The following is a 17,699-nucleotide window of genomic DNA, read 5'->3' as shown; positions in this document are numbered from 1 at the left end:
GGCTGGCACCGGTCTTTCTCGGTTCGTTGGTTCGGCGCCGTATGGCCACTCTGTTTTCCCTTGCCGCCATCGTACTGGGCGTGGCCTTGGGCATGGCCGTGCAGGCGGTGCATGAGGCCGCCCTGAGCGAGTTCGGCCGCGGCTTGCGCACTTTGGCTGGGCAGGCCGATCTGCAGGTGCTCGGCCCGCGTGGAGGTTTCGATGAAGCGCTTTACCCGATGCTGGCCGCAGCGCCAGAGGTGGCCGACGCCAGCCCGGTGGTGGAGATCGACGCTCGCCTGGCCGGGCGGGAGGAGAGTCTGAACATTCAGGGGGTGGATCTGTTCTCCCTGGCCCGGGTCACACCCCGGCTTTTGCCCAGGGCGGCGGACGAGGGCGAGCGCGAGGGTGAGCGCTTTGGGGCCCTGGCCGACGACGCCCTGTTCCTCTCCGAGGGTGCGCGCAAGGCGCTGGGCGTCAAGGCGGGGGAGGTGCTGCAACTCCAGGCTGGTGCTGACCGGCTGGCCCTGCGGGTGGTCGGCGATCTGCCCGGGCTGGATGACGGTCGCCGCCTGGCGGTGATGGATATCGCTGGCGCCCAGTGGCACTTCGGGCGCCTGGGGCGCCTGAGCCGCATCGACCTGCGCCTGCGCGATGGCGTGGCGCCCGACGCCGCCCGCGCCGCTCTCCAGGCCCGGCTGCCGGCCGGCGTGGTGGTGACGCAGCCTAAGTCAGCCGAAGATGAGGCCGCCAATCTGTCCAGAGCCTATCGGGTCAATCTGACCCTGCTGGCCGCCATCGCCCTGCTCACCGGGGGCTTCCTGGTGTTCTCGGCCCAGGCCCTGTCGGTGGTGCGGCGGCGTACCGAGTTTGCCTTTTTGCGCGCAGTGGGCCTGGCCCGGCGCACCCTGTTCGGCTGGCTGCTGGCCGAGGGGGCGGTGGTTGGGCTGTTGGGGGGCGTGCTTGGCGTGGCCCTGGGGCATGCCTTGGCCTGGGGGGCGCTGGCGCTGCTGGGCGGCGATCTGGGGGCCGGCTATTTTTCGGGCCTCAGCCCGCAGTTGCAGTTTCAGCCAGGGGTTAGCGCGCTGTATGTGGTGTTGGGGGGGCTCGCCGGTCTGGCAGGTGCCTGGATGCCGGCACGGGAGGCGGCCACCGTGTCGCCGGCTCGGGCCTTGAAGGCTGGGGATGAGGCCAGTATAGGCGGTGGGGTCGGCCATCCGAGCCTCGGGCTGAGCGTGTTGGCGGCGAGCCTGCCGGCCTGCCTGATTCCGCCATGGGAAGGTCTGCCGCTCGGGGGCTACCTGGCCGTGGCCTGCCTGCTGGCGGGCGGCGTGTTGTTGCTGCCGGTACTGGCTGCCAGTCTGGCGCGCCTGCTGCCGAGCGGTGGCCCGGTGTCTGCGCGCCTGGCCGCCGCCCGCCTGTCGGCCGCGCCCGGGCACGCGGTGGTGGCCGCCGCCGGGGTGCTGACCAGCGTGGCCCTGGCAGTGGCCATGGCCATCATGGTGGCCTCCTTCCGAGACTCGGTGGACCAGTGGCTGGGCCAGATCCTCCCCGCCGATCTCTACGTGCGTGCCGGCCGGGCCAGCGGTAGCGGGCATCTGGACGAAGCCCTGCAGGCCCGCATTGCCGCGCTGCCCGGCGTGGATCGGGTGGATTTCATCCGCCACGACACGCTGCGCCTTACCCCGGGCCAGCCGCCGGTGGCCATGATCGCCCGCCCGGTGGCGGCCGATGGCAGCGATCTGCCCCTGGTGGCGGGAGCCAGTGCAGCGGGCACGCTGCCGCGCATCTGGATATCCGAAGCGTTGCAGGATATCCAGCGCTGGAATCCGGGCCAGCAGGTGAGCCTGCCCTTGGCCGGCCGCAGCATTCCGGTGGTGGTGGCTGGTGTATGGCGTGATTACGCGCGCCAGACCGGTGCTGTGATGATCGATCTGGATGATTACCGGCGGCTCACCGGGGACAGGCTGGCCAACGATGGAGCCGTGCATCTGGTCCCCGGTGCCCGGGCGGACGATGTTGCCGATGCGCTGGCCAGCCTTGCCGGCCCCGGCGCGCTGGAGATCGCCCGGCCCGGGGAGATCCGGGCCATCAGCCTGCGCATCTTCGACCGTACCTTCGCCGTCACCTACTTGCTCGAAGCCGTGGCGGTGGCCATCGGCCTCGCCGGCGTGGCGGCCAGCTTCGCCGCCCTGGCCGCAGCGCGGCGGCGGGAGTTCGGCATGCTCCGCCACCTGGGCCTGACCCGTCGCCAGATCGGCGCCATGCTGGCCCGGGAAGGTGCCCTCGCCGCAGGTGTGGGCGTGCTCGGTGGCATGCTGGTTGGCGGGGCCATCGGCCTGGTGCTGATTGAGGTGGTCAATCGCCAGAGCTTTCACTGGAGCATGGACCTGCACGTGCCCTGGCTGTCCCTGCTGCTCTTCGGCACCGGGCTGGTGGCCCTGGCCGCCGTGGCGGCCGTGCTGGCCGGCCGACAGGCCATGGGGCAGAGCGCCGTGCTGGCTGTGCGGGAGGACTGGTGATGCAGCGTCGCCGCTTTCTGCTCGCCCTGGCAGGCATGGCTGCCGTACCCGGCAGCGCCACCGGGTTTGCTCCCGTGCTGCCGGGGCGCCGCCTGGCCTTCCCGGCCGATCATGGCGCCCATCCGGATTTCCGCACCGAATGGTGGTACGCCACCGGCTGGCTGAAGCAGCCCGACGGCAGCCCACTCGGCTTTCAGGTCACCTTCTTCCGGGTACGCACCGGCCTGGGTGAAGGCAACCCCAGCGCCTTCGCCCCACGCCAATTGATCCTCGCCCATGCTGCGATCGCCGACCCACGCCTTGGCCGCTTGCGCCACGACGAACGCTCGGCCCGCGTCGGCCCGGGCCACGCCGGCTTCGACACCGGCACCACCCGCGTCTGGCTGGGCGACTGGCGCTTCGAGCTTGGCCCCAAGGGCTATCACGCCCGCGTCCAGGGCGCAGATTTTGCCTATCAGCTCGACCTGCGACCCGACGGCCCGCCGCTGCTGCAAGGGCAGGCCGGCTTCAGCCGCAAGGCCGCTGACCCCCGCCACGCAAGCTATTACTACAGCCGCCCCCAGCTAAGGGTGAGCGGCCAGTTGTCCCTGAACGGAGTCGCCCGGCCGGTCACCGGCCTGGCCTGGCTGGATCACGAATGGTCGAGTGAACTGCTGCCCGAAGGTGCTCAGGGCTGGGACTGGATCGGCCTCAACCTGGACGACGGCAGCGGACTGATGGCCTTCCGCCTGCGCGACATCGCCGGCAAGGCCCTGTGGTCCGCCGCCACCATCCGCCCCGCCGGCCAGATCGGGCAGGTACTGCCACCCGAGGCCGTGCACTTCACCCCTCTGCGCCAATGGCACTCGCCCCGCTCGGGCATCGACTGGCCTGTGGCCTGGCGGGTGCAGGTGGGCGGGCGTCAGCTGGAACTGCTGCCACTGATCGATGACCAGGAACTGGACAGCCGACGCTCCACCGGCGCGATCTACTGGGAAGGAGCGGTGCGGGCACTGGAAGGCGGGCGCGAGGTGGGGCGGGGGTATCTGGAGATGACGGGGTATGGGAAGAGGATTCGGGTGGGGTAGGGCGGAGGTGCGATTGCTGCCCGGGCGTCTCAAGCATGAGATAAATGTCATGGACATAATCTGTTTGCTTGTTTATGCTTTTTGGTTTTACTCGAATCCGTGAGGGAATAATGAAAACCAAGAGAGTTGCCTTGCTGTCAGCTGTTGTCGTTGTTGCACTTACATCAGGCTGTGCTTCGTATAGAACCAGTTCAAATATCACCGCGGACGCTCCGGCTGCTCTGCCGGCTGGCACGAAGGTATTGATCTCCGAGGGGTCACTTTCTGGACGAAAGTACAAGGAGGTGGGGCAGATCGAAGTGAGCGTCAGGAAGCTCACGGTGTTCCATGCGGATCCGACCAAGGAACAGGCGAATGAGGCCCTGTCTGAGAAGGCGCGCTCAATCGGTGCAGACGCGGTAGTCAATACCCGATACAAGAGCGGCATCGGTTTCACGACCTGGGGTTACCTTGATGCTAGTGGCATGGGCGTTAAGCTCGCAGATTGATTGCCGGGTCGGGCATGCTGTGGGGTGCTCCGTTACATGCCGTTTTTGATCACCGGCCAGCCGGTCGGATGGACGCCGAAACCATCCAGGAGCTGCGATGGATCTGAAGCCCATCCGAACCGGGGCCGAGCACGCGGAGGTGTTGGCCGACATCATGAACCGGACCCGCCCTCTGTCCGTGGCGATGATCCGTCGGCTGTGTGCCGACCTGAGATTGCCTGCCGACGTGCCGATGCAACCCTACGCTCTGCGAGATTCCAGCGCCGCCTGAATCACCGCCTCAATAATGGAACCGCAACTGTGCGATCAGCAGATCATCCCCCTCGACGCGGTACACCATGCGATGCTCATCCGTGATACGGCGTGACCAGAAGCCTGATAGCGCATGTTTCAAGGCCTCCGGTTTGCCAATGCCGTAGTAGGGGGCGTGCTGTGTTTCGCGGATCAGTTTGTTGATCCGTTCGGTCATGCGCCGGTCCTGTCTTTGCCAGTAGAGATAGTCTTCCCACGCCTCGTCGGCAAAGATCAACTTCACTCTGCAAGTTCCCGTTCGCTGCCTTTACCTGCTCCCAGTTGTGCGGTTGCGGAGAGAAGGCGCTGGGCGTTGGCGGGGGTGCGCAGGAGGTAGGCGGTTTCCTCGAGTGCTTTGTAGTCCTCGAGGGAGAGCATGACGACGGACTGTTCACCGTTGCGAGTAATGATCAGGGCTTCGTGGTTGTCGCAAACCCGATCCATGGTACGGGCGAGATTTGCGCGAACGGCGGTGTAGGTGATTGCGTCCATGGTGATCTCCGAGTATGTACGTTTTAATGTACATATGAGGCGTTCGCTTGTCCAGCCGGCGTGTTTGAAGATAAAGGGCGCATCCGGCGCTGGCGGCAGCCTTGGTGCTCAAAACATCAGCTTGCACCCCCGCCCGACAATGCTGATATCCACAAAGCTCGACCCCGTGTGCCGGGTGGGGGAGAAGTCCACCGTGTAGCCGCCCACGTCGAAGTTCTTGAGCCCGTCGAGGGCCTGGACGAGTTTGGGGCGGGTGGGGGTGGGGCCGGCGCGGCGGATGGCTTCGAGGACGATGCGGGTGGTGACGTAGGCTTCCAGGTGGAAGATGCTCGGCCGGGTGCCGGGTTCGGCGAATTTGCTCATGTCTTCGTGGAAGCGCCGGACTACCGGAATGGCGCTGTTGCCGGGGTTGGGCATGACCTGGGCGACGACGATACCGCGGGCGGCCTCCTCGCCGGCCACCTGGCACAGGGTTTCGGCGTTGCCATACGACAAGGTGGCGAGCTGGGCAGGCAGGCCGTTACTGCCGTTCCGGTAAGCCTTGAGGAACTCGGCGGCCAGCTGGGCGGGGATCACCATGTAAATGATGTCGGGTTTGGCGGAGGTCAGGGTTTTGAGCGCGGCGGGAAGGTCGGCCTTGCCCTCCAAGGGCAGGGCCACCCGGGCAACGATCTGCTGGGATTTGCCGCGGAACAGGGATTCGAGGGTGGCCAGGCCCGCGGTGCCGAAGGGGACGTCGGCATAGACCACCGCGACGCGCTGCTGGCCGGTGGTGGTGGCGTGTTCGGCGAGCTTGCGGTATTGCTCCAGGTCACCGGCCCGCACGTGATAGACGTAGGGATTGACGGGGCTGCGCAGGGGTTCGGCGCCGGGGATCACGCCGATGACCGGAAATCTCTGGGTTTCGGGAAACTGCTCGGCGAGCAGGCGTGTCATGGTCGAAGAACCGACGGTCATCAGCGCGGCGAGGGCATCGGAGGCGGCGGCTTCGCGGAAGCGGGCGAGGGCGGTGTCGGCCTTGTATTCGTCATCCAGGTTGCGCAACACCAGCTGCTTGCCGTGGATGCCGCCGGCGGCGTTGGCGGCCTTCAGGGCTACACGGATGCCGGCATTGTATTCGGTGGCTTCCCGGGTGACGGGGCCACTGAGGGGAGCGATGTGGGCGAGGGCGATCTCGCCGGCGGCGGGGGTGGCCTGGGCAAAGGCCAGGCAAGCGCCTAGCATGCCTGCACGGAGCAGGGTGCCGTGGGTTCTTGTCATTTTTCGTCTCCTCGGGGCCTGGCACTCGGGCCGGACGGGTGAAGGCGGAGCGGGGCTGGAGAATGCCCCTGTCGTTGTCGGAAAGCTCCGCATCATACTTTGGTGGAGGACATTTGCGTATGTGGCCCGCCGAGCCGGCGCAGGGCCCGTGTGCATTCGCGGGTTCGACTTGAAAGCCCCGATTCCTCCCCCATGTAGGCTTCAGACCAAAATCCGGAGGCTCCATGCGCTACGACAAGTTCACCACCAAGTTTCAGCAAGCCCTCAGCGAAGCCCAAAGTCTCGCCGTGGGTAACGATCAACAGTTCATCGAACCCCAGCACCTGCTGCTGGCCCTGCTTGCCCAGGACGACGGCAGCACCGCGTCCCTGCTGCAGCGGGCCGGTGCCAATGTGGGCGGTCTGAAGGCAGCCCTGATCAAGGCCCTTGAGCGTTTGCCCAAGGTGCAAGGCCATGGCGGTGATGTGTCTGTCGGGCGTGATCTGGGCAATCTGCTCAACCTTACCGACAAGGCCGCCCAGCAGCGTGGTGACGAGTTCATCGCCAGCGAGATGTTCTTGCTGGCCCTGGCCGACGACAAGGGCGAGAGCGGCCGCCTGCTGAAGGAAAACGGCCTGACCAAGAAGGCGCTGGAGCAGGCCATCGACGCCGTGCGCGGTGGCCAGAACGTGGGCAGCGCCGACGCCGAGAGCCAGCGCGAAGCCCTCAAGAAGTTCTGCGTGGATCTCACCGAGCGGGCCCGCCAGGGCAAGCTCGACCCGGTGATCGGCCGCGACGACGAGATCCGCCGCGCCATCCAGATCCTGCAGCGCCGCACCAAGAACAACCCGGTGCTGATCGGCGAGCCCGGCGTGGGCAAGACCGCCATCGTCGAAGGCCTGGCCCAGCGCATCGTCAATGAGGAAGTGCCCGAGACCCTGAAGGGCAAGCGCGTGCTGGTGCTCGACATGGCCGGGCTGCTGGCCGGGGCCAAGTACCGGGGCGAGTTCGAGGAGCGCCTGAAGGCGGTGCTGGGCGACATCGCCAAGGACGAAGGCCGCATCATCCTGTTTATCGACGAGATCCACACCATGGTGGGCGCGGGCAAGGCCGAGGGCGCCATCGACGCCGGCAACATGCTCAAGCCGGCCCTGGCTCGGGGCGAGCTGCACTGCATCGGCGCCACCACCTTGGACGAGTACCGCAAGTACATCGAGAAGGACGCCGCCCTGGAGCGCCGCTTCCAGAAGGTGCTGGTGGATGAGCCGACGGTGGAGTCCACCATCGCCATCCTGCGCGGCCTGAAGGAGCGCTACGAGCTGCACCATGGCGTCGAGATCACCGACCCGGCCATCGTCGCCGCTGCCGAGCTGTCCAACCGCTACATCACCGACCGCTTCCTGCCCGACAAGGCCATCGACCTGATCGACGAGGCGGCGGCGCGCATCAAGATGGAGATCGACTCCAAGCCGGAGGTGATGGACAAGCTCGAACGGCGCCGCATCCAGCTGGAGATCGAACAGCTGGCTGTGAAGAAGGAGAAGGACGAAGCCTCCCTCAAGCGCCTCGGCCTGATCGAGGAGGAGATCACCCGCATCAAGAAGGAATACTCCGACCTGGAGGAAATCTGGAAGGCCGAGAAGTCGGCGGTGCAGGGTTCCGCCCACATCAAGGAAGAGATCGACCGCATCAAGGCCGACATTGCCCGGCTGCAGCGGGAAGGCAAGCTCGAGAAGGTGGCCGAGCTGCAGTACGGCCAACTGCCCCAGCTCGAAGCCCAGCTCAAGAAGGCCGAGGCCAGCGGCGAGGCCAAGCCGGCCAACAAGCTGTTGCGCACCGAAGTGGGTGCCGAGGAGATCGCCGAGGTGGTGTCCCGGGCCACCGGCATCCCCGTGTCGAAGATGATGCAGGGCGAGCGCGACAAGCTGCTCCGCATGGAAGCCCACCTGCACAACCGGGTGATCGGCCAGGATGAGGCCGTGCGCCTGGTGTCGGACGCCATCCGCCGCTCCCGCGCCGGCCTGTCGGACGAGAACCGGCCCTATGGCTCCTTCCTGTTCCTCGGCCCAACGGGTGTGGGCAAGACAGAGCTGTGCAAGACCCTGGCCGAGTTCATGTTCGATGCCGAGGATCACCTGATCCGTATCGATATGAGCGAGTTCATGGAGAAGCATTCGGTGGCGCGTCTGATCGGGGCGCCCCCGGGCTACGTGGGCTATGAGGAGGGCGGCTATCTCACCGAACAGGTGCGCCGCAAGCCTTATAGCGTGATCCTCTTCGACGAGGTGGAGAAAGCCCACCCGGACGTTTTCAACGTCTTGCTTCAGGTGCTCGACGACGGCCGCATGACGGATGGTCAGGGGCGCACGGTGGACTTCAAGAACACCGTGATCGTGATGACCAGCAACCTGGGCAGCCAGATGATCCAGCAGATGTCCGGCGATGATTACCAGATCATCAAGCTGGCGGTGATGGGTGAGGTGAAGACCTACTTCCGACCCGAGTTCATCAACCGCATCGACGAGGTGGTGGTCTTCCACGCCCTCGACGAGAAGAACATCGCCTCCATCGCCCGCATCCAGCTGGGCTACCTGGAGAAGCGCCTGGCCAAGCTCGACATGCACCTGGACGCCAGCGATGCGGCCCTGACCGAACTGGCCCGCGCCGGCTTCGACCCGGTCTTCGGCGCCCGCCCGCTCAAGCGTGCCATCCAGGAGCACATCGAAAACCCGCTCGCCAAGCGCATTCTGGAAGGGCAGTTCGCGGCCAAGGATACGATCAGGGTGGATTGCGAGAACGGCAAGATCATTTTCACCAAGGCCTGATCGTCGGTGTTTGAATACGGAGCCGCCCGGTGTGCCCGGGCGGCTCCGTGGCGCTCGGGTGCGGCGGCGTGGCGGCAAGATTGCCGGGTGACATGCCCAGGCAATAGAATGCGGCTATTGAAACGCGCCATCAGATCCCCCAGTGTCGAACGAATCGCATCACGCTGCACCCGGGCCCACGAAGCGTGCGCTGGTCGTCGTTTACACACAGACGGGCCAGCTGTCCGCCATTGCCGGGCGCCTGATTGAACCCCTGCTGGCCGAGCCCGGTATTGCTTTGCGGGTGGTGCAGCTCCGTCCGCAAGTGGCGTTTCCGTTTCCATGGCCGTTCTTCCGCTTTCTCGACGCCTTTCCCGAATCGGCATTGATGCGGCCCGGCGAGATCGCGCCCCTGGATCTCCCCGCCGACGAGTCCTACGACCTGGTCATCCTGTTTTACCAGGTGTGGTTTCTCGCCCCCAGTCAGCCGGTGGCCGCCTTTCTCCTCGGCGACGAGGGCGCGCGCCTGCTGCGCAACAAGCCGGTGGTCACGGTGGTGGCCTGTCGCAACATGTGGATGATGGCCCACGACCGGGTCCGGGCGCGGCTGGCGGAGATTGGCGCCCGGCACCTGGACAACGTAGTGCTCACCGACCGTGCCCCCACCCTCGCCACCCTGCTCACCACGCCCTTGTGGCTGCTCACCGGGCGTCGCAAGCCGGTGCCCGGACTGCCGCCTGCCGGCGTGGCCGAGGACGACATCCGGCGCAGCGTCCGCTTTGGTCGGGCACTGCGAGACGCCCTGCTGGATGACCGCGAGCAGGGGACGGCGCCGCTGCTGGCCGGGCTTGGCGCCGTAGAGGCACGCCCCGAGCTGCTCGTCAGCGAAAGGGCCGGCAGCCGCAGTTTCCGTGTCTGGGGTACGCTGCTGCACCGGGCCGGCCGGCCCGGCGCCTGGCAGCGCCTGCCCTTGCTGGCCTTGTACCTGATATTTTTGGTAGCCATCATTCTTACGGTGGTCCCGGTTTCTCTTGCCCTACAGGCATTTTTGCGCCCCTTCCTGCGTCGCCGTCTCGACGCGGTGAAGGCATCCTACGAGCAGCCCTCGGGCTCCGGCCTCGAACGCCTTGCCCACTATGATTTCTGACGTCTTCATCACCGGATCTGCCGCCTACCTGCCCCTGGAGCCGGTACCCAATGAGGGTATCGAGTCCATCCTTGGCATGGTCGGCGGCAAGCCCTCCCGGGCGCGGCGCATCGTGCTGCGCAACAACGGCATCAAGACCCGCCATTACGCCCTCGACCCGGTCACCCGCGAGCCGGTGATGACCCACGCCCGGCTCACCGCAGAGGCCATCCGCGCCCTCGGCGATGTGGGCCCGGTGGATTGCCTGGCCACGGGCACCTCCCATGCCGACCAGCTCCTCCCCGGACACGGGGTGATGGTCCATGGCGAGCTGGGCTGGCCCCAGCTGGAAGTGGTGTCCCTGGCGGGCATCTGCCTGTCGGGCACCGCTGCCCTCAAGTACGCGGCCATGAGCGTGGCCTCGCGCAGTGCCAGGCGCGCCATCGCCACGGGTTCCGAGCTGGTCTCGCCGGTCATGCGGGCAAGCCATTTCGAGGCCGAGAGCGAACACCTGGCGCGGGAGCTGGAAGCGCGCCCCGAGATTGCCTTCGACAAGGAGTTCCTGCGCTGGATGCTGTCCGACGGGGCCGGGGCCCTGCTGCTGGAGCCGACGCCCCGGCCGGGGCAGGTCTCCCTCCGGGTGTGCTGGATCGAGCTGTTCTCCAACGCCCACCGGCTGCCCGCCTGCATGTACGCCGGCGCCGAGAAGGAGTCCGACGGCGGCCTGCGCGGGTGGGTGCGCTTCCCGGTGACCGACTGGGCCTCCCGCTCCATCTTCTCGCTCAAACAGGATGTCCGGCTCCTCAACGAACACGTCGCCCCGGTCACCCTCACCGATCCCATCCACGCCCTCCAGGCCCGCCATGGCCTCCGCCCCGAGGACGTGGACTGGTTCCTGCCCCACATCTCGTCCCTGTATTTCGCCCCCGTCCTCGAACGCACCCTGGCGGACATCGGCTTCCCCATCCCCACGTTCCGGTGGTTTACCAACCTGGTGGACAAGGGCAACACGGGTTCCGCGTCGCCTTACATCATGCTCGACGAGCTGATGCGCTCCGGGCGCATCCGCCCGGGCCAGAAGATCCTGCTCTACGTGCCGGAAAGCGGGCGCTTCTCCAGCGGTTTCGTGTTTCTGGAGGCGGTCTGATGGATGTTCAGGATGTGCCCCAGGATGGCAACGCCACCCTCGGCGGCCATCGCAAGGCCGTGTATGCGCGGGGGGCGGGTGGAGCGATCGTTGCGGTGGAGTCCGCCGGCTGGGAGGCCGAAGAGATCGTCACCCTCCAGGCCGTGGATGTCTTCGATGCCTACGCCAAGGCGGCCCGGGCCCGGGTGGTGGCCGGCCAGTCATCGCCCCTGGAATACTGGATGTACGCCCGCCGCATGGACATCGCCACCTTCGCCCAGAGCTGCGGGGTGTGGCGCTGGCGCATCCGCCGCCATTTCCGCCCGGCCGTATTCGCCCGGCTGTCACCAGAACTGCTGAGCCGCTACGCCGCCGCCTTGGGCGTTTCTCCGGAAACACTGCGGGCCCTGCCATGAGCGCGGATTTCCAGCATCGCCACGCCGCCCATTGTGAAAGCGGCACGGTTGCCAATCTCCTCAACCACCATGGGCTCCCCATCGGCGAACCCATGGCTTTTGGTCTAGGCGGCGGCCTGAGCTTCGCTTATCTGCCCTTCGTACGCATCCAGGAGATGCCGCTGATCGCCTACCGGGTACCGCCCCGGGCGATCATCCGGGGGGTGCGCAAGTCCCTGGGCGTGCATTTCCGGATCGAACGCTTTTCCAGCATGGCCGCTGGTGAGGCGCGCCTGGATGCATTGCTCGACCAGGGGCAGGTGGTGGGCCTGCAGACTTCAGTCTACTGGCTGCCCTATTTTCCCGAAGACATGCGCTTTCACTTCAACGCCCACAACCTGGTGGTCTACGGGCGGGAAGGGGACGAATACCTGATCAGCGACCCGGTGGGGGAGCACCCGGTGCGCTGCCACCGGGACGACCTCAACCGCGCCCGCTTTGCCAAGGGCATGCTGGCCCCCAAAGGCACCTTGTACTTTCCTACCGCGGTGCCCGGGCGCGACATCCCGCCCAAGGCAATCCGCCAGGCCATCCATCGGGTTGCCTGGAGCATGCTGGCGCCGCTGCCCATCTTCGGTGCGGGCGGCATTCGCGGGCTGGCCCGCGGCCTGGGCAGGATGGATCGCGGCAAGCCGGACAGCCTGCGCCTGGTGGGCCACATCGTGCGCATGCAGGAGGAGATCGGCACCGGTGGTGCCGGCTTCCGCTTTCTCTACGCGGCCTTCCTGCAGGAGGCCGCCCGGCCGGCGGAGCGCCCGGCCCTCGGCGAGTTTGCCGAACGCCTGATGGACATTGGTGATGGCTGGCGGGCCTTTGCTTTGGCGGCCGCACGCATGGTGAAAGGGCGAGACCCCTTTGATCCGCCGGCCCTGGCCGAGCACCTTTTCGCCCTGGCGGCAGCCGAGAAGGGCTTCTTTACCGAGCTCAAGGCCGCGGTGTCCTGATGTTGCAGGTCCGCGGGCTCCACTATCGCTATCCGGCAGCGACGACGCCGGCCCTCGTGGATTTCAGCCTGGAAGCCCGGCGTGGTGAGATCCTTGGCCTCCTCGGGCCCAACGGGGCCGGCAAGTCCACCCTGGTAGCCCATCTGGCCGGGCTGCTCCAGCCTGCGGCAGGGCAGATCGAGTTTGACGGTGAAGCCCTTGATGACCTTCGCCGACGTGCGCCCGGCTGCATCGCCATCGCGCCTCAAGACTTTGCCTTCTATCCCATGCTGAGCGTGGCCGAAAACCTGCGCTGCTTCGCTGCCGCCAGCCGCCTGTCCGGTACCGCGGCCAGGCAGGCCATCGCCCGGGCTCTCGCCGCCACCCGTCTCGAAGACTTTGTCGCCACTCGCGTCGAGCACCTCTCCGGCGGGCTCAAGCGCCGGCTCAACCTGGCTATTGCCTTGCTGCCGACCCCTGGGCTGCTGGTGCTCGACGAGCCGACGGTGGGCGTCGATCCCCAGTCCCGGGCCTTTCTGCTGGAGACCGTGCGTAGCCTGGCTGCCTCCGGCATGGGGGTGATCTACACCAGCCATTACATGGAAGAGATCGAAGCTGTCGCCGATCGGGTGGTGATCGTCGATCGAGGACGCGTGCTCCGCCAGGGCAGCCTGACGGAACTTCTGGCTCAGGCCCGGGGGCAGGTCGAACTGCAGCTTGAAGCGCCCCTCGACGCCGACGCGCTGGCGGCCCTGGCCGGCGAGATCGAGGGCCAGTTGGAGGTGGCCGGCGTTCACCTGAAGCTTGATCTCGCCGCTACCGCCTCGCCAGTGGCGGCGCTGGCCCGCATTGAGGCGCGGGGAGGGCGCATCCGCGAAGCCCGCTTCGGGCGTTACAGCCTTGAGCGCCTGTTCATGAACTTGACCGATACCCGGCTGCGGGATCAATGATGCTGCTCGCCCTGATCCGCAAGGAGCTCCTCGCCCTGCTGCGTGATCCCCATGCCCTGGCGGCTCTATTCCTGATGCCGGCGGCCTTCATCGTGATCATGTCCCTGGCCCTGCAGAACCTGTACGCGCCCCCCCTGCGGCAGCTCCCCTACGCCATCGACAGCGCCACGGAGAGCCCCGCGGCCCGGCGCATCAGCGCCACCTGGGCCAAAGCCCACGGCACCGCCAGGCCCCTGCCGGCCACCCCCGGCGCGGTGGACGAGGCTCTGCGCCAAGGGCGCCTGGCCTACGTGCTGACCCTGGACGCCGGCCTGGCCGATGCCTTGAGCGACCTTGATCCGCCTCGCGCCCCGGTGGTGCATCTGCGGGTCGAGCCGGGCCTCGACCAGGGGGCTTTCCGCACCCTGCAGGCCGAGCTTGCCAGCGCCGTGGGCGAGCTGCGGGCGGCCCTGCTGCAGGCCAGCTTCACGGGCGAGAGCCCCCGGGGCAGCCAGTCCATCCTGCCCTTCATGGCAGTAGAGCAGTTGGGCAGCACCCAGCGCCCGGTCAGCGCGGTGCAGCAGAACGTGCCAGCCTGGCTGGTTTTCGGCATGTTCTTCGTGGTCACGGCCATCAGCAGCCTCTTCGTGCAGGAGCAGCACAGCGGCGCCCTGGCCCGGCTGGCGGCGCTGGGTGTGCCCGCACGTATCCAGATCCTCGCCAAGGCCTTGCCCTACGTGGGCATCAACGCCATCCAGGCGGCCCTGATGCTGACGGTGGGCGCTGCCCTGATGCCGCTGCTGGGCGGCGAGGCCTTGTCCCTGGCCGGCATCCACTGGCTGGCGCTGCTCATGATGCTGGCCGCCACCAGCCTTGCCGCCATCGGTTTTGCCCTGCTGCTCGCCTGCCTGGTCCGGACCCACGCCCAGGCCAACACCCTCGGCCCCCTGTGCAATCTGCTGATGGCGGCCCTGGGTGGCATCATGGTGCCCACCTTCGTCATGCCCGGCGCCATGCAGCAGCTGGCTCGCCTGTCACCCATGAACTGGGGGCTGGAGGGCCTGCTCACCGTGCTGCTGCGCCAGGGTGATGTGGCCGAGGCAGCGCCCTGGGCCTTGCGTCTGGCCGTCTTCGGCATCCTCGGGCTGGCCCTGGCGAGCCGGCTCTTTTCCCGCAGAATCACGCCCTGAACACACCATGAACACCCCTGACCCCGCTTTCATTCAGGCCCTCAAGCAGCTGATCCTGGAGGCTGCCGACAAGACCGAGCCCGCCGGAGGCCTGGGCGACGACGAGATCCTCTTCGGCCCGGACTCGCGCCTCCAGCTTGATTCCCTCGATGCCCTGCAGGTCTCCATGGCCATCCAGAAGCGCTACGGTGTGCGCATGCCCGACAGCAAGGAGACCCGCCGTGCCCTGGCCTCCCTGGCCACCCTCGCTGCGCACCTGACCGAACGTCTGTCGTGAGCCATGCCGGCACTTATCTGCAGGGGCGCGGGCTGGCCTGCGCCCTGGGGCTGGATCTGCCCCGTGCGCTGCTCAGCCTGGCCGCCGGCGGCGTGCGCCCCGTGCCTGTGCAGCTTGCCCCTGATGCCCGCTTCCCGGCCTTTTCCATCCCCGATATCGACCCCGACTGGCACGCCCGCGCGCGCCGGCTGGTGCGTGCCGCGGTGGCGGAGTGCGGCCCGGTAGACCGCAGCGCGCCGATCTTCCTGGCGTCCTCGTCCCTCAACGTGGGGGCGCTTGAAAATGGCTCGCCCTTCCTGCCCGACTGCCAGCAATTCGCCGAGGAGGTGGCTGGGTGGCTGGACTGGCAGGGGCCGGTGTTCTGGGTGTCCACCGCGTGCACTTCATCGGTCGTGGCCCTGCTCAGCGCCCATCGCCTGATCGGCGCAGGGGACGCCGATTCGGCCCTGGTGCTGGGGCTGGAGCTGGCCAACCGCTTCAGTAGCGCCGGCTTTGGCGCCTTGCAGCTCCTTGATCCGCTGGTGCCTCGCCCCCTGGCGGCAGATCGTTCGGGCCTGGTGCTCGGTGAGGCCGTTGCCGCCCTTGCCCTCGGGCGCACGGCGGCCCGATGGCGGTTGCGCGGCGGCGCCAACCGGGTCGATGGCAGCAACCCGGCCGGGGCCTCGCGCCACACCGTCGAGCGCATGGCCCGCGCCGCCCTGGCCGACAGCGGCATCGGCGCAGACGACGTGGATCTGATCAAGCTCCAGGCTGCCGGCAGCCCCCACAATGATGCCGAAGAGATCGCCGGGCTAAAGGCCGTTTTTGCCCGCCTGCCGGGGCTGAACACCCTCAAGGCGAACATCGGTCACACCCTGGGCGCCTCGGGTGCGGCCGAGCTGGCCCTGCTCACGGCCTGCATCGATGCCGGGCGCTGGCCCGATTTGCCTGCCTGCCCGCCTGATCCTGAGCTGGCCGTGGGCCTTGCGCCCGAATGCCCACCGCAGCTGCGTTTCATCCTTGCCCAGATCCTCGGCTTCGGTGGTGGCCATGCCGCCCTGGTGCTCGAAGACACCCACGGGAGCCCATCATGAAAATCTGGCGCATCGCCGGCCGGCACTTTGCCGATCCGCCCCCGGCCGACTGGCGCCAGCGCCTCGCCACCCGCCTGGGCGAGCGCCCGCGGCGGGTGGGGGCGTGGGTCGAGCTGGCGCTTTTCGGTGCCCTCCAGTGCCTGGATGACGCCGATGAAACCCGCCTTCCCGATGCGGCTCTGCTCAGCCTGTCCACCCTTCACGGCCCGGACATCGCCCTGCGGGCAGCCCTGGCCGAGGCCCGTGACGGCCTGCCCCTGCCCATCGGTTTTCTCACCAGCCAGCCCGGCCAGGTGCTGCCGGCCCTGGCCCGTTACCTGGACTGGCATGGGGAGGGGCGCTGCCTTTCCAGCCGTGCGCCCGCCCCGGCGTTGCAACTGGCCTGCGTGGAGGCCGGCCCGGCGGGTCTGCTGGCCGGCTGGGTGGACGAGGACGAAGCGGGCCGCAGCCTGTGGCTGCGCCTGCTGCCCGAGCCCGGCCCGGCCCCGACCCTTGCCTGTGGCGCGTTCGAGACCCTGGCCGACCCGGCCGTCACCCATCTGGCCCTGTCCGGTGCGCAGCTGCACCTGGCCCGTTCAACTCTGGAGAGCGTCCATGGCTGACGACTTCATCAGCCCCGAATACATTCTCAGCATCGGCACCGGTTTCAGTGCCGCCAAGACCCTGCTCAGCGCGGTGGAGCTGGACGTGTTTACCGCCCTGGCACGCCAGCCCGGCAGTGCCGCCGACCTGGAGCAGCGCCTGGGCCTGCACCCCCGCGCCAGCCGCGACTTCCTGGACACCCTGGTGGCCCTGGGTTTCCTGGAGCGCCAGGACGGCATCTACACCAACACCCCGCCGGCGGCCCGCTATCTCGACCGGGAGAGCGAGTCCTGCATCGCGGCGCTGCTGGAGATGGTCAACCAGCGCCTCTACCATTACTGGGCCGGCCTCACCGATGCTCTCAGGACCGGCTTGCCCCAGAACGAGCTGAAGAACGGCGGCGAAACCCTGTTCTCGGCCCTCGCCGCCGATCCGCTGCGCCACCGCCAGTTCCTGAGCGCCATGACGGCCCTGTCGCGGGGGGCCAACCAGGCCATCGCGCGCAAGTTTCCATGGGGCAAGTACGCCAGTTTTGTCGACCTCGGCACTGCTCAGGGTGATCTGGCCGCCCAGGTGGCCATCGTCCATCCCCACCTGCGCGGCTCCGGCTTCGACCTGCCCACGGTGGCCACCATCTTTGCCGATCACACCGCCCGTCTCGGGGTGGCGGACCGGGTCGGGTTCATGGCCGGAGACTTCTTCCGCGATGCCCTGCCCGCCGCCCAGGTGATCGTGATGGGGCATATCCTGCATGACTGGGATCTGCAGGAGAAGCGCTTCCTGATCGACAAGGCCTACGCGGCCCTGCCGCCCGGCGGCGCCCTGATCGTCTATGAAGCCATGATCGACGACGCCCGTGAGAGCAACGTCCAGGGATTGCTGATGAGCCTCACCATGCTGATCGAGACCCGGGGCGGCTTCGACTACACAGCGGCAGACTGCATCGGCTGGATGACGGAAGCCGGCTTCCAGGGCTGTTACCGGGAGAGGCTGACGGGAGCGGACGCCATGGTGGTGGGCTTCAAGGGGCAGGCTGCTCCCTGATTGTGAATAGCTTTTTAACTTTTCCTTTTCGCATCCCGCGGAGCACACCCGATTAAGCCGGTATACTCGCAAGGTTTGATTTCAACCTTGAC

The 17,699-nt window shown here is 67.4% G+C and carries 18 protein-coding genes; 15 read left to right on the top strand and 3 right to left on the bottom strand.

The annotated features are described in order from the left end of the window. The first annotated feature begins 41 nt into the window (after window positions 1–41). The 4 genes from PHI64_RS00170 (at window position 42) to PHI64_RS00155 (ending at window position 4,327) form a co-directional block, all read left to right on the top strand. Window positions 42–2,501, top strand: a complete 2,460-nt coding sequence (locus PHI64_RS00170; protein ID WP_299876739.1) for an ABC transporter permease — start codon at window positions 42–44, stop codon at window positions 2,499–2,501. Further along, window positions 2,501–3,568 (top strand): lipocalin-like domain-containing protein, encoded by a 1,068-nt coding sequence (locus PHI64_RS00165; protein ID WP_299876736.1) that lies wholly within the window; start codon window positions 2,501–2,503, stop codon window positions 3,566–3,568. The genes PHI64_RS00170 and PHI64_RS00165 overlap by 1 nt, the downstream gene beginning before the upstream one ends. A gap of 110 nt (window positions 3,569–3,678) precedes the next feature. Continuing rightward, the gene (locus PHI64_RS00160) at window positions 3,679–4,056 is read left to right on the top strand and encodes a hypothetical protein (RefSeq protein ID WP_299876733.1); all 378 of its coding nucleotides are present in this window, start codon (window positions 3,679–3,681) and stop codon (window positions 4,054–4,056) included. Between the two features lie 97 nt (window positions 4,057–4,153). Next, window positions 4,154–4,327 carry a hypothetical protein gene (locus tag PHI64_RS00155; RefSeq protein WP_299876731.1) on the top strand — a complete coding sequence of 58 codons (174 nt, stop codon included), beginning with the start codon at window positions 4,154–4,156 and terminating at the stop codon, window positions 4,325–4,327. A 9-nt stretch (window positions 4,328–4,336) separates the two neighbouring features. Here the strand turns inward: PHI64_RS00155 and PHI64_RS00150 are convergent, their stop codons facing one another. The 3 genes from PHI64_RS00150 to PHI64_RS00140 form a co-directional block, all read right to left on the bottom strand. Further along, complete coding sequence (locus PHI64_RS00150; protein ID WP_299876728.1) at window positions 4,337–4,591, bottom strand: Txe/YoeB family addiction module toxin; 255 nt, start codon at window positions 4,589–4,591, stop codon at window positions 4,337–4,339. After that, window positions 4,588–4,839, bottom strand: a complete 252-nt coding sequence (locus PHI64_RS00145; protein ID WP_299876726.1) for a type II toxin-antitoxin system Phd/YefM family antitoxin — start codon at window positions 4,837–4,839, stop codon at window positions 4,588–4,590. The genes PHI64_RS00150 and PHI64_RS00145 overlap by 4 nt, the downstream gene beginning before the upstream one ends. A 108-nt stretch (window positions 4,840–4,947) precedes the next feature. Then, the gene (locus tag PHI64_RS00140) at window positions 4,948–6,099 is read right to left on the bottom strand and encodes an ABC transporter substrate-binding protein (protein WP_299876724.1); all 1,152 of its coding nucleotides are present in this window, start codon (window positions 6,097–6,099) and stop codon (window positions 4,948–4,950) included. Between the two features lie 224 nt (window positions 6,100–6,323). Between PHI64_RS00140 and clpB the strand changes: the two genes are divergently transcribed. The 11 genes from clpB (at window position 6,324) to PHI64_RS00085 (ending at window position 17,607) form a co-directional block, all read left to right on the top strand. Next, complete coding sequence (gene clpB, locus PHI64_RS00135) at window positions 6,324–8,903, top strand: ATP-dependent chaperone ClpB (protein ID WP_299876721.1); 2,580 nt, start codon at window positions 6,324–6,326, stop codon at window positions 8,901–8,903. A 142-nt stretch (window positions 8,904–9,045) separates the two neighbouring features. Further along, window positions 9,046–10,029: a dialkylrecorsinol condensing enzyme gene (locus tag PHI64_RS00130; RefSeq protein WP_299876718.1), complete on the top strand. Its 984-nt coding sequence runs from the start codon at window positions 9,046–9,048 to the stop codon at window positions 10,027–10,029. After that, on the top strand, window positions 10,019–11,155 hold the full coding sequence (locus PHI64_RS00125; protein WP_299876715.1) for a beta-ketoacyl-ACP synthase III: 1,137 nt from the start codon (window positions 10,019–10,021) through the stop codon (window positions 11,153–11,155). Before PHI64_RS00130 ends, PHI64_RS00125 begins: the two co-directional genes overlap by 11 nt. Then, window positions 11,155–11,550, top strand: coding sequence for a hypothetical protein (locus tag PHI64_RS00120; protein ID WP_299876712.1), 396 nt, complete (start codon window positions 11,155–11,157; stop codon window positions 11,548–11,550). Before PHI64_RS00125 ends, PHI64_RS00120 begins: the two co-directional genes overlap by 1 nt. After that, window positions 11,547–12,533: a BtrH N-terminal domain-containing protein gene (locus PHI64_RS00115; RefSeq protein WP_299876709.1), complete on the top strand. Its 987-nt coding sequence runs from the start codon at window positions 11,547–11,549 to the stop codon at window positions 12,531–12,533. The genes PHI64_RS00120 and PHI64_RS00115 overlap by 4 nt, the downstream gene beginning before the upstream one ends. After that, entirely contained in the window at window positions 12,533–13,462 is a 930-nt protein-coding gene (locus PHI64_RS00110; RefSeq protein WP_299876706.1) for an ABC transporter ATP-binding protein, read from the top strand. The genes PHI64_RS00115 and PHI64_RS00110 overlap by 1 nt, the downstream gene beginning before the upstream one ends. Further along, the gene (locus PHI64_RS00105) at window positions 13,459–14,631 is read left to right on the top strand and encodes an ABC transporter permease (protein ID WP_299876702.1); all 1,173 of its coding nucleotides are present in this window, start codon (window positions 13,459–13,461) and stop codon (window positions 14,629–14,631) included. The genes PHI64_RS00110 and PHI64_RS00105 overlap by 4 nt, the downstream gene beginning before the upstream one ends. Window positions 14,632–14,638: 7 nt before the next feature. Continuing rightward, window positions 14,639–14,908: a phosphopantetheine-binding protein gene (locus PHI64_RS00100; RefSeq protein ID WP_299876698.1), complete on the top strand. Its 270-nt coding sequence runs from the start codon at window positions 14,639–14,641 to the stop codon at window positions 14,906–14,908. After that, complete coding sequence (locus PHI64_RS00095; protein WP_299876695.1) at window positions 14,905–15,981, top strand: beta-ketoacyl synthase N-terminal-like domain-containing protein; 1,077 nt, start codon at window positions 14,905–14,907, stop codon at window positions 15,979–15,981. Before PHI64_RS00100 ends, PHI64_RS00095 begins: the two co-directional genes overlap by 4 nt. Next, complete coding sequence (locus PHI64_RS00090; protein WP_299876692.1) at window positions 15,978–16,583, top strand: hypothetical protein; 606 nt, start codon at window positions 15,978–15,980, stop codon at window positions 16,581–16,583. Before PHI64_RS00095 ends, PHI64_RS00090 begins: the two co-directional genes overlap by 4 nt. Next, entirely contained in the window at window positions 16,576–17,607 is a 1,032-nt protein-coding gene (locus PHI64_RS00085) for a methyltransferase (RefSeq protein WP_299876689.1), read from the top strand. The genes PHI64_RS00090 and PHI64_RS00085 overlap by 8 nt, the downstream gene beginning before the upstream one ends. The last annotated feature ends 92 nt before the right edge of the window (window positions 17,608–17,699 follow it).

Origin of the sequence: Zoogloea sp., assembly GCF_028689785.1 — a bacterium.
GTDB lineage: Bacteria > Pseudomonadota > Gammaproteobacteria > Burkholderiales > Rhodocyclaceae > Zoogloea.
Note: the sequence above shows the minus strand (reverse complement) of the source record. Positions and strands in the feature narration are given on the sequence as shown.

Excerpts from the sequence above, each read along its gene's own strand:
- PHI64_RS00170 (WP_299876739.1), top strand. The coding sequence starts at position 42 with ATGGCCACTCTGTTTTCCCTTGCCGCCATCGTACTGGGCGTGGCCTTG.
- PHI64_RS00165 (WP_299876736.1), top strand. The coding sequence starts at position 2,501 with ATGCAGCGTCGCCGCTTTCTGCTCGCCCTGGCAGGCATGGCTGCCGTA.
- PHI64_RS00160 (WP_299876733.1), top strand. The coding sequence starts at position 3,679 with ATGAAAACCAAGAGAGTTGCCTTGCTGTCAGCTGTTGTCGTTGTTGCA.
- PHI64_RS00155 (WP_299876731.1), top strand. The coding sequence starts at position 4,154 with ATGGATCTGAAGCCCATCCGAACCGGGGCCGAGCACGCGGAGGTGTTG.
- PHI64_RS00145 (WP_299876726.1), bottom strand. The coding sequence starts at position 4,839 with ATGGACGCAATCACCTACACCGCCGTTCGCGCAAATCTCGCCCGTACC.
- PHI64_RS00140 (WP_299876724.1), bottom strand. The coding sequence starts at position 6,099 with ATGACAAGAACCCACGGCACCCTGCTCCGTGCAGGCATGCTAGGCGCT.
- clpB (WP_299876721.1), top strand. The coding sequence starts at position 6,324 with ATGCGCTACGACAAGTTCACCACCAAGTTTCAGCAAGCCCTCAGCGAA.
- PHI64_RS00125 (WP_299876715.1), top strand. The coding sequence starts at position 10,019 with ATGATTTCTGACGTCTTCATCACCGGATCTGCCGCCTACCTGCCCCTG.
- PHI64_RS00120 (WP_299876712.1), top strand. The coding sequence starts at position 11,155 with ATGGATGTTCAGGATGTGCCCCAGGATGGCAACGCCACCCTCGGCGGC.
- PHI64_RS00115 (WP_299876709.1), top strand. The coding sequence starts at position 11,547 with ATGAGCGCGGATTTCCAGCATCGCCACGCCGCCCATTGTGAAAGCGGC.
- PHI64_RS00110 (WP_299876706.1), top strand. The coding sequence starts at position 12,533 with ATGTTGCAGGTCCGCGGGCTCCACTATCGCTATCCGGCAGCGACGACG.
- PHI64_RS00105 (WP_299876702.1), top strand. The coding sequence starts at position 13,459 with ATGATGCTGCTCGCCCTGATCCGCAAGGAGCTCCTCGCCCTGCTGCGT.
- PHI64_RS00100 (WP_299876698.1), top strand. The coding sequence starts at position 14,639 with ATGAACACCCCTGACCCCGCTTTCATTCAGGCCCTCAAGCAGCTGATC.
- PHI64_RS00090 (WP_299876692.1), top strand. The coding sequence starts at position 15,978 with ATGAAAATCTGGCGCATCGCCGGCCGGCACTTTGCCGATCCGCCCCCG.
- PHI64_RS00085 (WP_299876689.1), top strand. The coding sequence starts at position 16,576 with ATGGCTGACGACTTCATCAGCCCCGAATACATTCTCAGCATCGGCACC.